This is a genomic window from Rivularia sp. PCC 7116 (genome assembly GCF_000316665.1).
Classification (GTDB): Bacteria; Cyanobacteriota; Cyanobacteriia; order Cyanobacteriales; family Nostocaceae; genus Rivularia.
This window is the reverse complement of the sequence record NC_019678.1, coordinates 7,065,820-7,080,047: the sequence shown is the minus strand read 5'-3', so window position 1 is coordinate 7,080,047 and position 14,228 is coordinate 7,065,820. Positions and strand designations below refer to the sequence as shown.

Annotated in this window: 14 protein-coding genes; 8 read left to right on the top strand and 6 right to left on the bottom strand. The window is 36.6% G+C overall.

The annotated features are described in order from the left end of the window. Positions 1-62: 62 nt before the first annotated feature. The 3 genes from RIV7116_RS27245 (at position 63) to RIV7116_RS27235 (ending at position 3,292) form a co-directional block, all read left to right on the top strand. Entirely contained in the window at positions 63-767 is a 705-nt protein-coding gene (locus tag RIV7116_RS27245; RefSeq protein WP_015121553.1) for a TVP38/TMEM64 family protein, read from the top strand. Positions 768-941: 174 nt separating this feature from the next. Further along, positions 942-1,682: a TVP38/TMEM64 family protein gene (locus RIV7116_RS27240; protein WP_015121552.1), complete on the top strand. Its 741-nt coding sequence runs from the start codon at positions 942-944 to the stop codon at positions 1,680-1,682. Between the two features lie 65 nt (positions 1,683-1,747). Beyond that, positions 1,748-3,292, top strand: a complete 1,545-nt coding sequence (locus RIV7116_RS27235; RefSeq protein WP_044292416.1) for a mercuric reductase — start codon at positions 1,748-1,750, stop codon at positions 3,290-3,292. Between the two features lie 394 nt (positions 3,293-3,686). On the opposite strand, the gene RIV7116_RS27230 is transcribed toward RIV7116_RS27235, so the two are convergent. The 5 genes from RIV7116_RS27230 to sufU form a co-directional block, all read right to left on the bottom strand. Further along, positions 3,687-5,813 (bottom strand): di-heme oxidoredictase family protein, encoded by a 2,127-nt coding sequence (locus tag RIV7116_RS27230; protein WP_015121550.1) that lies wholly within the window; start codon positions 5,811-5,813, stop codon positions 3,687-3,689. A 236-nt stretch (positions 5,814-6,049) separates the two neighbouring features. Further along, positions 6,050-6,334 (bottom strand): hypothetical protein, encoded by a 285-nt coding sequence (locus RIV7116_RS27225; protein WP_198287559.1) that lies wholly within the window; start codon positions 6,332-6,334, stop codon positions 6,050-6,052. Positions 6,335-6,402: 68 nt separating this feature from the next. After that, positions 6,403-7,440 carry a hypothetical protein gene (locus RIV7116_RS27220; protein ID WP_015121549.1) on the bottom strand — a complete coding sequence of 346 codons (1,038 nt, stop codon included), beginning with the start codon at positions 7,438-7,440 and terminating at the stop codon, positions 6,403-6,405. Further along, positions 7,415-8,995, bottom strand: a complete 1,581-nt coding sequence (locus RIV7116_RS27215; protein WP_015121548.1) for an MBOAT family protein — start codon at positions 8,993-8,995, stop codon at positions 7,415-7,417. Before RIV7116_RS27215 ends, RIV7116_RS27220 begins: the two co-directional genes overlap by 26 nt. Positions 8,996-9,332: 337 nt before the next feature. Continuing rightward, positions 9,333-9,785, bottom strand: coding sequence for a Fe-S cluster assembly sulfur transfer protein SufU (gene sufU / locus RIV7116_RS27210; protein ID WP_044291222.1), 453 nt, complete (start codon positions 9,783-9,785; stop codon positions 9,333-9,335). 258 nt (positions 9,786-10,043) lie between these two features. On the opposite strand from sufU, the gene RIV7116_RS27205 reads away from it, so the two are divergent. After that, entirely contained in the window at positions 10,044-10,904 is an 861-nt protein-coding gene (locus RIV7116_RS27205) for a helix-turn-helix domain-containing protein (protein WP_015121546.1), read from the top strand. A 24-nt stretch (positions 10,905-10,928) separates the two neighbouring features. Here RIV7116_RS27205 and RIV7116_RS27200 read toward each other — a convergent pair whose 3' ends face one another. Next, positions 10,929-11,537: a PAP/fibrillin family protein gene (locus RIV7116_RS27200; protein WP_015121545.1), complete on the bottom strand. Its 609-nt coding sequence runs from the start codon at positions 11,535-11,537 to the stop codon at positions 10,929-10,931. Positions 11,538-11,685: 148 nt separating this feature from the next. Between RIV7116_RS27200 and RIV7116_RS27195 the strand changes: the two genes are divergently transcribed. The 4 genes from RIV7116_RS27195 to RIV7116_RS27180 all read left to right on the top strand — a co-directional run bounded on the left by RIV7116_RS27195 (position 11,686) and on the right by RIV7116_RS27180 (position 14,211). Then, entirely contained in the window at positions 11,686-11,979 is a 294-nt protein-coding gene (locus RIV7116_RS27195) for a hypothetical protein (RefSeq protein WP_015121544.1), read from the top strand. 33 nt (positions 11,980-12,012) lie between these two features. Then, positions 12,013-12,264 carry a nuclear transport factor 2 family protein gene (locus RIV7116_RS27190; RefSeq protein ID WP_015121543.1) on the top strand — a complete coding sequence of 84 codons (252 nt, stop codon included), beginning with the start codon at positions 12,013-12,015 and terminating at the stop codon, positions 12,262-12,264. 57 nt (positions 12,265-12,321) lie between these two features. Further along, entirely contained in the window at positions 12,322-13,074 is a 753-nt protein-coding gene (locus RIV7116_RS27185) for a glucose 1-dehydrogenase (protein ID WP_015121542.1), read from the top strand. Positions 13,075-13,206: 132 nt separating this feature from the next. Further along, a complete protein-coding gene (locus RIV7116_RS27180; protein ID WP_015121541.1) occupies positions 13,207-14,211 on the top strand; it encodes an NADPH:quinone oxidoreductase family protein in 1,005 nt (334 codons plus the stop codon). The last annotated feature ends 17 nt before the right edge of the window (positions 14,212-14,228 follow it).

The following is a 14,228-nucleotide window of genomic DNA, read 5'->3' as shown; positions in this document are numbered from 1 at the left end:
TAAAAGTAATAAAATTTCACCTTTGACCTTTAACCTCTAACCTTTGACGTTTTAGGATTCCCATGAAAAACCAGTATAAACGCTTTCTTAAACCGGTATCGATAGGTTGCTTAATTGCATTCCTAATCATTGTTGGTAATCATTTTAATTTACAAGGACATTTTCATCAATCTCTATTGTGGGTTGATAGTCTCGGTTGGTTAGCACCGGTTGCATTTATAGTCATCTATAACATTGCAACATTGCTATTTATTCCGGGTTCCTTGTTAACTTTAAAAGGAGGTTGTTTGTTTGGTTTACTTTGGGGTTCAATATATGTATTAATTGCAGCAACTATAGGTGCAACATTTGCTTTTTTGGTGGGACGTTACATATCGCGGGATTGGGTATGTAAGCAAATAGGTAATAAGCCAAAATTTAAAGCCATAGATAAAGCAGTGGCGAAGAATGGATTTAAAATCGTTTTTTTAACTCGCTTATCTCCAATCTTTCCGTTTAATTTATTAAATTATGCTTTCGGAGTTACCCAAGTATCTCTAAAAGATTATATTCTCGGCTCTATTGGTATGATTCCTGGAACTGTAATGTATGTTTACATGGGTTCAATCATAGGTCATATCGCCATAAATAATCCATCAATTCCAAAAAGTCAGGAAGCACAATATATTCAGTTACTTTTACAAGGATTTGGATTTATAGCTACGATTTTTGTAACTATTTACGTTGCTAAAGTTGCTAAAAAAGCTTTAAAAGAAAGTATGAATTAATCAGCAAATTGGAGATTGGGCATTGGGCATTGGGCATTAACAATTTGAATAATTAGGAAGCAAGATGCTTTAGCTACATCAGTTTTTATAAATTATCATTACGAACTATTTTAAGAAATAAAAACTAACAACTAACAACTAACAACTAATAACTAAACACTAATAACTAAAATTATGAATAAGTTTTCTCGATTGAGTTTGTTTGCTGTAGCTACCTTTGGTATTGTAATCCTATTAAATACTAATCCAGCTTTGGCTCAGGAAACTGCTAGTAATGCACAAGGTTTTAATCCTCAATTATGGCTGAAAAATGCTTTGGAATGGATTAACGAGCAAGGCACGGTTGGTGGAATCGCCTTCATGTTACTTTACATCGTTGCTACCGTTGCTTTTTTACCAGGCTCGATTTTAACTTTGGGTGCGGGGGTAGTTTTTGGTGTATTTCTAGGTTCGGTGTACGTTTTTATTGGTGCAACAATTGGCGCGATCGCAGCATTTTTGGTTGGACGATATATTGCTAGGGGTTGGGTTTCTAAGAAAATCGCTGGAAATGAAAAATTTGCCGCAGTTGATGATGCTGTGGGCAGAGAAGGTTTAAAAATTGTGTTATTAACTAGACTTTCTCCAGTATTTCCTTTTAACTTATTAAACTACGCTTATGGCGTTACTGGAGTTTCTTTGAAAGACTATATTTTAGGAACTATCGGTATTCTTCCCGGAACTATCATGTATGTTTATTTGGGTTCTTTAGCTGGTAACATCGCCACAATTGGAACTGGAGATCAACCGAGCAATCCGACTGTCGTTTGGGCAATTCGTATCATCGGTTTTATCGCTACAGTTGCAGTTACCCTTTACGTTACTAAAGTAGCTAGAAAAGCTTTGAATGAATCAACAAGTATCGGTGAACAGTGAACAGTGAGTAGTTACCAATGCCCAATGCCCGATTACCAATTACCAATTACCAATTACCATTAATCATGTCTAATTCAGCGTTTGAAAGAGTAGTTATTCCTCCGATGGATGAACACAATCAAAGATTGATTGCGAACTTACATCCTAATGATTGGAAAAATCCCGAACCTGTTGACTGTTACGATTTGGTTGTAATTGGTGCAGGTGCAGGAGGTTTAGTAACTTCTGCGGGTGCGGCTGGTTTGAATGTAGGTTTGAAAGTAGCTTTGATTGAAAAGCATTTGATGGGTGGGGATTGTACTAATGTTGGTTGCGTTCCTTCAAAAAGTTTGATTCGCTCTGCTCGCGTTGTCGGTGAAATGTGGAATGCGAAGGAGTACGGAGTTGTTGTTCCTCAAGAGGTAGAAGTCGATTTTCCCGCAGTTATGGAACGGATGCGGCGAATCAGAGCGGATATCAGCCCCATTGATTCGGTTGAGCGCTTTAGCAATATTGGTATGGATGTATTTTTGGGTACGGCAAGTTTTATTAGTGGGGATACGATTGAAGTTGCTGGTAAAAAACTTAAGTTTAAAAAAGCTGTAATCGCTACGGGAGCGAGAGCAACACAACTGGATATTCCCGGTATGAAAGAAGCCGGATATCTTACCAATGAAACTGTATTTAGCCTAACTCAATTACCGCGACGTTTGGCAATAATTGGTGGTGGTCCCATCGGTTGTGAATTAGCTCAATCTTTCAACCGTTTTGGTAGTGAAGTAACAATTCTGCATCGCGGTTCTCATATTTTAAATAAAGAGGATAGCGACGCTGCGGAAATTGTCCAAAAGGTATTTCAAAAAGAAAAAGTCGGCTTAATTTTAAGTTCTCAAATAGAACGAGTTGAAAGCACTTCGGAAGGTAAAAAAATTTACTACACCAGCAATGGCACAAAAGGTTCTATTGTTGTAGATGAAATTTTAGTCGGTGCGGGAAGAACCCCAAATGTAGAAGGCTTAAATTTAGAAACTGTTGGCGTTGAATATGACAGTAAAGGGGTAACAGTTAACGATAACTTGGTAACAACAAATCCTAAGATTTTTGCAGTGGGAGATATTTGCTTAAGCCAGAAATTTACTCACATGGCAGATGCAACAGCAAGAATTGTAATTCAAAATGCTTTATTCGCTCCCTTCGGTTTGGGACGTAAAAAACTCAGCGATTTAGTTATACCTTGGGTAACATTTACCGATCCAGAAATTGCTCACGTAGGTATGTACGAAAACGAAGCGCGTGAGAAGGGTTTGGAAGTTAATACTATTAAGATAGATTATGAAGATGTAGATAGAGCAATTACCGACGGTGAAACCGAAGGCTTTGTTAAAGTTCACTTGAAACAAGGTACCGATCAAATTCTTGGTGCAACTATAGTGTCTTCTCACGCTGGTGAAAGTATTTCTGAGGTAACTACGGCAATTGTCAATGGAATTGGCATGAATAAATTAAGCGGTGTAATTCATCCTTATCCAACACAAGCAGAAGGAATTAAAAAAGCTGCTGATGCTTATAAGCGGACTAAGTTGACTGATGGGACAAGGAAGCTTTTAGGATTTTTGAATAAGTTTTCTTAAATCATGTTTTGCAATACTTTTTCTGTTGTAATGAGAATTGTTTAACATATGAGAAAAACTCTGTGTCCCTTTGCGTATACCTTTGCGTTCCTTTGCGTTAAAGTCGAAGATTAGAAAAATAAAAAAAGGAATACCCTTGTTATTAGGACTTACGCAACCGGCACATTCTTCTTGTAGGGTGCTGTGACACTTTGAGCAACTGCGAACGTAGTAACAATATTTTCAGTGTCACGCACCAGCCAGTTATTATGACAATTGCGTAAGTCCTGGTTATATCAAGCAACCGTTATGGATGTTTTTGCTCATTTAAGGGAATTCCTTTAAGCCGCATATGAATGTTTGTGTAAAGCCTACGCGGTTGCGACTCAAACCCCGTAGATTTATGGGGTTTTATTTAGAATCTGCCAGGGTTATCATCGAGTGCAAGCAAGAAATTAATCAGGTCTTTTTGCTGCCTGTAGTTAAACCCAGCCTCTCTATCTACATAGAATTCATGACCTGTACCATCCAGGTTACTCCGTTCTGGATCTAAAGCGGGATTAGCTTTGTTGGCTTGTATAACTTGTTCGCGGAGTTCCCGGTCTAATAAAGCACGCAAGCTGCTAGCAGCATCAGCAGGTAAACCTTGACTGAGAGTGCCAGTTAGCCCTAAACCACTAGGATCGACAACTCTAAATCTGCCATTACGCGTAACTTCTAGACTTCCTTGCCGTACTGCAACACCACCATCATGTAAATAGGGTGCGCTCAAATAAAGACCGCGTAAGGAAGTAGTTTTATAACCACCATCCGGTAATATACCCTTGGGCAAAGTTGTGGGAGTATCCGAGACACCTTCTGTTGGAACGTCCAGCACTTCTGCACCGGCAGGTATGGGAACGGGAGTATCAAAACTGTATAACTTGGGTTCTACTAACAAGTCATTGAGTTCCAACCGAGACTTAGCGCGGGCTGAGTTAGTACCAATTTCATTAATGGGATGAATTTGGTTGTCTGTAAAGAAAGGTGGGATATGGCAAGTTGCACAATTTGCTTTCCTAAATACTCTTGCTCCCCGCTGCACCGAACCCCTTCTCAAGGCTTGCCAATTTTCCTTTGTGCGGTTGGCAGGTGGTACTAAGCTATTTTGGAAAGCAGACATGGCATTGTTAGCAAAGAAGAATTTGCCACTAGCAATGTCATTAGGGTTTTCACTATTGGGGGAGAAAATTAAACCATTGTACGTAACCAAACTAGGACGCAGATTGGGATAATCACCTGCACCAGGAGCAGGAATTTGGTCTTCTAATTCTGCGAATAAAACTCCCAACTCTTGCTGTTTCTGTCGCAACCACTCCGAGGGTTTTACTCCATCCGGCAAACGTAACCTTGGATCTAAAGCATTTTGCAGAAATGTACCAATATAAACTTCTGGATCGATTCCGAGGGTTTCTTCACTCAATTGGGCAGCTGCCAACAGATTAATTTCTGAAGAGTGAACAGCATTGTTAACTGCACTGAGTCCAGCAAATGGGCCCACAGCAAACTGTCCATCAGCTAAGTAAGGATTATTTTTAAAGGTGAACAAACTAGGAATTTGAGTGGTGTTATTGATTCCATCTGGCGAACTCTCAAAATGACCAGAAGGTACATCTAATACAGCATCATCAAAGGCTGTTTCCAAAAGAACAGGGTCAGGTAGTTCTACTGATTGACCCTTGCTATCGATAATAGTCTTACCATTACCTTGATATTGTGGATCTAAGGGGTCAAAGTTCAACCGTGCAAACCCCGCAGCTGTATTTGGTGACAATGCAATTAACAAAGGAATGTTAAGTTGACCATTGGGAACTCCCAGCAATCGTTCACCTTCATCTGAGAGGATGGCATGACACGCCGCACAGGTAATACCTATTGCCCCGGTTTGACTGTCAGGAATAAATCCCAGGGGAAGACTTCCTCCCCTTTCCACTTTTAAACCCGTATTTACAGCAGTTCCAGAGGGGAAAGTCCGACTGCCTAATGTTATATCTTTTTCAAGAGTAATTTGTAAGTTGTTAGTTGGTTTACCACCCAACTGCCCAATTGCCGTTCTGATTTCTGGCACGATGGTAGAAAAACCTTGGGCAAAACCAAATACCGATTGCAAACCAAAGTCATCACCAATCTTGCGATTGAGGAATATATCTTCTCCTTTGTCGATTAATTCTTGAGTAATTTCCACAGCACCTACTTTTTGGTAGGAAATGGGATCTCGAGCATCTAATCCTTCTTTTCTAACTAGTCTGGCTGCTCTTCTAGGGCTAAGTAGTTGTCCAAAATAGTCATAATAACCTACTGGTAGAGTGGGAGCGGGCTGTAGAAGTCTAAAGCGATTTTTAGGAAACGTAGCGAAAGCTGGCTGGGTTCCCATCAAACAATTTGATAGCAAAATACCAGCAAAAGCCATGATAAAAACAGTAATTAACAAAAATATCCTGGCTTTCTTTGCATATAATCCTCTAAATACGTTTTTTTTCAGGTTAACTTTGTATGATGCCATATCAAGAAACCTTTAAGAGATTTTGCTTCTTTTTTAGCAAAAATACAGTGATAATACTGAAAATTTACAAAAATTGATTTTATGGGTATAAAAAAAGCAGTGATAATCCCGAAAATTAATAAAAGTTTATTTTATGGGTATAAGTTATGGCTTTCGCAAATATTTATTCCGTGTTTCTAACAGAGTCCTACCTTAATTATTTAAATAGCAGCGGAAAAATACTTAATTTGTAATATTTACATTTCTTTGTCCACAACCAAAGCACTATTTAAAGTATGCCAAGCCAAAGTAACGCATTTAACCCGCATCGGGAATTGAGCCACGCTTTGCATAATATTGAGTTTTTCTAAAGGTGGTTTTAAGGTAGTTTCTCCTATCACCATTTCACGGAAATTCTCTACCATTAATAGCGCTTCCGATGCATATTTACCTTTCACAGCACCAGCCATTAAATCGACAGTGACTACTTCCCAAATACATTTACTAAAGAATTTCCGCAGCTTTTTCCGCTTCTGGACCACGGCTTGCTTCGTTGTAAAAATTACTAATTTTTTACAACGAAGCAAGCAAAATCAAGATAAAATTAGTTTTACGAACTTTTAATCTCTTTCAAATAAGGCTCCAATATATCTATCAACTGTTGAGTTCGCTGAAGCACACCTCTAGCATTTAAGTGATAGGCTGAGTCGTAAAACAAGGATTTATCGTACATAAAATCTCTAGGTTTACCAATTACAGGAACCTGAAGCTGATCGTAAAGTTTGTCTATTTTTTGTAAATACTCTTGTTCTTCTTTTCTATTGTAGGTTTCAAACCAGATTGTGTTTGGCCAGGTAGCAATGACTTTTACATTCTTTGATTTACACCATTTTATAAACCTAATTATGCTTTCGGTTCCAGGATTTCCAAATTCTTGATTTTTAAATTTCAAAGGTTCTAATGCTTCAACTTTCTTGAGCATTTTTGGAGTCATATTAGCTTTAGTATTATCGGTAACATCTCCATATTGATTTAGTTGACCATAGACTTTATAAATAATATCTTTCTCTACTTTCTGACTATTTTGATATTCTTTGCCTTTAAATTTAAAAATATAGTTATCAATTAGATACCCAAAAGGTAAGCCGTATAGCATCCTAATCTTTTTCATCAAATTAGCTTGCTTAAAATAATTAAAGTCATAAGCAAATGTATACCTAATTAACTCTTGATTGGGTATTCCGCTATGGCTATAATGTACGTACTCTAAGGGTAAAAGTACTACGTCTCCTTTTTTTGCCCAAGACCGAGCATTGTATAGTATATAGTCTATGCCTAATGTTGCTGTAGTTCCTCCATTAATGCAAGGAACTTTAATATTGTTCGCAATCATATCGCAGCTAATACCAAATGCGGAATTAGAACCGGAAATTACTAATAATTTTTCTTGACTAATAGATTTAACCAGTTCTGTTTTTGTACTATATACCCAGTGACGAATATCTGTTTGTTTATCTGTAGTAATACCATTTTGAAAAAATACTAATAACGTAAAAAGTAAATTACAAATCATAAAAACAGATACGAATATTAGTATATATTTCTTAGATAACCAAGTTTGTTTAGAAGTTAAAATATAAGAATTCACTTTTAGGAGCCTCTAAAATTAATTTTATAGCTATGAAAAAAATAGTACCAAATATGATGGAAAAGCTTATATTTGGTTGCCAAGCTAATTTTTCCAAAACACTATTCTGATGCTTTTCATCTTTGTTCATTGCATCCTGTTCAAGAGTCGTATTAAATTTAATCATCCACTGTTGAGTGTTTGGTGTAAACCAAGTAATTATTAATAAGAAATTTATGAATAAAACAATATCTGTTAATTTGCCTCCAATAATTGGCAGCCATCCATTAGCTTGAATATTCCAATTTTGTAAAAATCCCAATTTACCTGATAAAGATTCAGCTACAGACACCCCATTCAAACCAATCATTCCCTTCAAAATAACCAAAGCAGTATCTATACTTTCAGCACGGAAAAATACCCAACCAACGACAACCGCAACAAAGGTTAATAACCAACCACAACCTCTATCAAACCAATTAGTATTCTTTAAATCATGTCCTAAACGCTTCCGTAACGAACGATATTGATGATTAATAATCAAATAAGTTCCGTGCAACCCACCCCAGAAAACAAAAGTCCAGCCAGCACCATGCCACAACCCACCCAAGAGCATGGTAATTAATAAGTTAGCATTGCGACGAATTTCACCTTGACGGCTACCACCAAGAGTAATATAAAGATAGTCTCGTAAAAAGTTCGACAGAGTAATATGCCATCTGCGCCAAAAGTCGCTAATACTAATAGCTTTATAAGGAGAGTTAAAGTTAATTGGTAACTTGATTCCAAACATCCTAGATATACCAATCGCCATATCTGAATAGCCTGAAAAATCAAAATAAAGTTGTAATGTATAGGCTAAAGCAGCAATCCAAGCTTCAAATAAAGTCGGTGCTACACCTTCTGATGCAGCTTTAAATATTGGAGTAGCGTAAACTGCTATATTGTCTGCAAATACAACCTTTTTGAATAATCCTAAGCTAAAAATAGTAATTCCCACCGCCATATTTTCAGGGTTAAACCGATAGGTTGATTTATCCGCAAATTGAGGCATCACCTCTTTATGGTGTACAATTGGACCAGCAATTAATTGTGGGAAAAAGGTGACGAAAAGGCAATAGTCTAGAAAATTATATTCTTTGGTTTCTCCTTTATAAGCATCTACCAGATAAGCAATTTGCTGAAAGGTAAAGAATGATATTGCCAGAGGAAGGATAATAGTTTCAATATTGAAATTAGTACCAGTAAAACTATTAATGCTAGATACAAAGAAGTTAGCGTACTTGAAATAACCAATTAAACCAAGGTTGACAATAATTCCTAAAGTTAGCAGTAATTTATTACTAAAATTTATTTTGATTTTATCACTTAAAGCCGAACCTATAAAGAAGTTAAATATTAGAGAAAAAACTAGTAACAGTAAATAAGGCGGGTTCCACCAACCGTAGAAGGCTAAAGACGCAGCTACAAGAAAGACTATTGCAAATCGATAGCTTCCAAATTTTCCAATTTGAAAAAATATTAGGAGAGCAATTGGCAGAAATAAAAATATGAATTCTAAAGAGTTAAACAGCATATTCTGCTTATATTATAGATAAAGTTTGAAAATTACAGAATTTGGTAGATTTAAATATGATTAACTCAACAAAATATAGTTTGTTGTGTATTTACCTGAAGTTATACAGGCTTGATGACACAACTTTTTAATATCTACTTTTATTAAGAATCAAAGTAGATTTCTATATTGAAATAAATACTTTCAGAAAATCTAAATTGATTATCCTGAAATTTATTAAAAAGAATATTAACTTACTTCAGATTGTATATTGCATATTTTTACATTTAAATCAGTATCAATACTGAAAGTATCTTTCGTAGCTATTTATATTATCTAAGTAAATATAATTTTCTTGTTAAAGTTGTTTTTCATCAGACTTTTCCGCAATCAAAGCACCTTTCAAAGTATGCCAAGCCAATGTAACGCATTTAACCCGCATCGGGAATTGAGAAACGCTTTGCATAATATTGAGTTTTTCTAAAGGTGGTTTTAAGGTACTTTCTCCCATCACCATTTTACGAAAATCTTCTACCATTAATAGCGCTGCTGATACATCTTTACCTTTAACAGCACCTGCCATTAAATCAGCAGAAGCTAAACATAAAGCACACCCCGCACCTTCAAATTTAATATCTTCTATTTTTGTTTCTGTTTCATTCAGCATTAACGTCAATTCAACTTTATCCCCGCAGTAAGGATTTTCACCTTGATTTTGGCGATGTATGGGATTAGTTTTACCTTTGTGTTGCGGTTTTCTCGCGTGAGATAAAATTATTTGTTGGTAGTGCTGTCGTTGATTGGTATTCATATTTATAGAGTTGCGAGTAATAGCTAAAGAATTAGGATTTATCAATTATTCTCCCCACCTCCTTTTTTCAAAGTGTTTAGTTAGCATAAGAATAAACAATATTTATCTACTATAGGAATCCGTTTTTATTTCTGAATAACTCTTAGGGGCTAGGGGACAGGGAATAGGGAACAGAAAATTCAAATAGGAATCCTATATCCATAACGGCAATAAAAAGTTATTCTAATTTTAATATTGCTGGTATCGAAACTTGCTGCTGTGACAATTTTAGACAAAGAAGCCAATATCTCACAACAGATATGGAATAAAACGCTACAAATTGATGGCGTAAAAATTACTAATTCTTATATACCTCAAAGATATTTTTCGGAACACAGTACACCACAAATAAAAATTGCTGTACCTATAGGTGATTCTTTAATTAAAGTACGTTCTGAAACTGCAACTGGTAAACAAAAAACTTTATCTATCATTCAAGAACAGGTATCAATTATTCCACCTTATTTAGACAGAGAGATTTTTTGGGAAAAAGAATCGGAGCTACTTGCAATTTATTTAGATACAAAAATTATTACTAATGCAGCTGATGAATACCGTGGTAGTAATTTAGAAATTATTGAAAACTGGACGGCAGAAGATGCATTAATTCGACAGTTGGGTTTGACTTTGCGCTCGGAATTGCAAACGGATAATTTTGACTTGTTATATCTAGAATCATTGGTAAATTTTTTATCTGTACATTTAATCAAAAACTATTCTAGCCAACAAAAACCTTTGAAACAATTTCAAGGTGGGTTAGCGAAACACAAACTTAGAACAATAGTTGATTATATCAATGAAAATTTACATCAAGAAATAAGCTTAAACGAATTGGCAAAACTAGCACAAATTAGCCCATATCATTTTACTCGTCAATTCAAAAAGTCTACTACTTTGCCACCTCATCAATATATTATTCGTACTCGTGTAGAGCGTGCTAAACAATTGCTATTACAAGGTGATTTAACAATTGTTCAAGTTGCCCATATTGTCGGTTTTTCTCATCAGAGTCACCTTAACCGACATTTCAAGCGCTTAGTGGGAGTTACTCCGAAAGTATTTGTCAAACAAAGCAAATAATTAAATATTTAAAGCATTAAGTAATTAAGCACGTTTCAAAATAAATAAACTTCCATCTCCTCCTCTACCAATTCTCAAAGTTTCATCTAAGTAGGTAACGTCAAGCGTAGGAATTCTACTTTGAGGATTATTAGCTTGAACAACTTTAAATGGATTGAGTTTGGGGGTTTGAATACCGATAATGTTATCAATTGCAAGATATCTTTTGTCAAATTGTACGTTGATGCGTTTATTGGTTTCATCTTCTGCTGGTTCAAAAGTTGCCGTTACTTTTACGCTTCCGGATACTAATCCTAAAGGATGTTTAACAAAAGCTAGATTAGAAAACGATTTGGTAGCAACGTCAATTTCTTGATAAACTTTACCAATTTTTAAGCCTAACGGTAGGGAAGATAAAGAACGAATTTCTCTTGCTGTTGAGTATTGTAATAACCATTTTCCATTTAATAAATTAATTGCATTGAGTAACGGTTGAGAATTGGGATTAACTTCTTCCACTTCTGTTGTTAACTGCTCAATTTCTTCAACTAGGCTTTGATCTAAAGTTAAATTGGTTACAGGGGAATCATCCTTAGAGGTAATTTTATCTAAGAGAGATTGTAACTTTTCTTTTAGTGTTGATGTCTGATTCAAAATCTTTTTCCTTATTTTTATTTAATTTTAAAACAATTATTTTAATTAAAGCAATAACGTGCAATTTAAAGCAATATTGTGCAAGATTTTTACAGATAAATTTGTTTAAGCTGAATTTAGTAAATGTTGATAAATTCAGGGGAGCATTATGCAGTTTTTATTCATTGGAAGAGTTCCCGAAGGTGTAGCAGCAGAGCAAGTTATGTCTCACGTACAACCAGAAGCACAAAAAGTATGGGAAGAATATTCTGCTGAGGTGGTGCGTTCGATTCACTACATAGCAGATATGAGTGGTGCGGTGTTGATGTGTGAAGCCGAAAGTTTGTCAGCGATGCAGAAAATAGTAGAAGAATTTCCAATGGTGAAAGCGGGGGTATTAAAAATAGAAGTTTTACCGTTGAAACCATACACGGGTTTGGAATCATTGTTTGCTAAGTCGTAAGTACTGAAATATTGGCAATAGGGAAAAATAAATATGGAATTAACTGCAACCCATCAACAAAACCTTCAAGCAGCTAAAGATTTTATGGCAACTTTGGCTACAGGAGATATGGATAAGCTGATGTATTTTTGGGCTGATGATGGAGTATTAGAGTTTCCTTTTCACCCTCCAGGTGCGGTTGAGCGGGTTGAAGGTAAGTCGAATATAGCTGAATATTTTAACGGTACGACTGGTAAGAAAAAACCACAGCAGTACGTTATGCAATTGAGCAACCGCCAGAAGTAGCCGTTAACGAGATTGTAGTACGTCCATCCGACCAAGAATTATAAGCATTTAAATAATATGTCACAAAATATGAACGGAAAAGTTGCAATTGTAACCGGAGGTAGTTCCGGAATTGGTAGAGCCTGCGCGATCGCCTTTGCAAAAGCTGGTGCGAAGGTGGTTGTAGCCGCTAGACGAGAAGCTGAAGGTGAGGAAACAGTTCGTCAAATTGAGGCTGCTGGTAGTCAAGGTATATTCGTCAAAACAGATGTAACTGTGACTGCCGAAATTGAAAACTTAGTAAACAAAACTTTAGAGACATACAATCGCCTTGATTACGCTTGCAATAATGCAGGTTTTGGTAAATCAATACCGCTACTCGAACGCTCCGAATCCGAATGGGATGCTGAAACCGACGTAAATCTCAAAGCTGTATGGTTATGTCTCAAATATCAGATTCCGGCAATGCTGCAAACTGGAGGAGGTGCAATAGTTAACACGGCATCAATGGGTGGTGCTGTAGTTGGCGTTCCCGGACTTTCTAGTTACAACGCTGCCAAGGCTGGAGTTTTCGGGTTAACTAAGTCGGCATCTGTAGAATTTGCAGAGCAGGGAATTCGCATAAATGCTATCAGCCCTGGATTAATTGATACCGATATTCTTTCAAATGTATCGGAAGAAGTTCTTCAACAAATGATTGATACTATTCCAATGAAACGAGCCGGTAAAGCAGAAGAAATAGCCAATGCTGTTGTGTGGTTATGTTCCGATGGTGCTTCCTATATTACCGGACAAAATCTAATAATTGATGGTGGTTTTACGGTTCAATAGCACGCGGTAATTATTACTTATCATTATGTAATATCAATTATCTCTCTTTGTCTCTTTGCTCTGCGCTCTCCGCGCTCTCTGAGGTTTTTTAAAATCAGTAATTCTCTACCAAAATAGGAGTAATTAATTAGCATGAAAGCAATTCAAGTACACGAATTTGGTTCTCCCGAAACTGTAATCAAATTAGAAGAAATCCCAAATCCTCAACCAAATGAAACACAAGTCAAAGTAAAAGTACGTGCTGCTGGTTTAAATCCTGCCGATGTTATAGCTATTACTGGAAACTTCCAAATTACTCCGGTTTTACCTTTAATTCCCGGCTTTGAAGCAGCGGGTGAAATAATCGAATTGGGTAGGAAAGTAAGCGAGTTTCAAGTAGGAGATAAAGTACTTGTCGCTTTACCTTACTCTACTCCGGATGGCGTTCGTTTTGGAGCAATGGCAGAAGAATTAGTTGCTCCTGCTGCTAACATTGTGAAAATGCCGGATAATCTCGATTTTGCTTGTGCTGCAAAAGCCTGTGTTGCTTACGGTACGGCTTATATTTCTCTCCAGCATTGCGGAAGGTTAAAAAGTGGTGAAACTTTATTAATTAATGGGGGTACGGGTAGCGTAGGCTCTGCTGGGGTAGAAGTTGGTAAGCGTTTGGGAGCAAAGGTAATAGCAACTGCTGGAGGTGCTGAAAAATGTCAAAAAGTAACTTCACGCGGTGCGGATTATGCAATTGATTACAAAAGCGAAGACATTGCACAAAGGGTTTTAGAACTTACTGATGGTAAAGGAGCAGACGTGATTCTCGATACGGTTGGTGGAGACGCTTTTGATGCTTCCCTTAACTGTATTAATTTTGAAGGAAGGATTTTAGCGGTTGGTGCTGCTAGCGGTAAGATACCTACGGTAAATATTCTTGATTTGCTATCACGTAATTGTTCGGTTATTGGTGTAGATTTTGCAGCTTATACATTAAAAGATACTGCCACAGTCAAACAAGCTTTAACTGAATTAATGACTTGGTATTCTGAAGGTGCAATTAAACCAGAAAAACCAAACGCTGTAAATTTAGAACAAGCAGCAAAAGCTTTAGGAAAAATAGAAAAAGGTTCTGCTAATGGAAAATTCGCATTAGTTATGGATTGATTTAACTACCAATTACC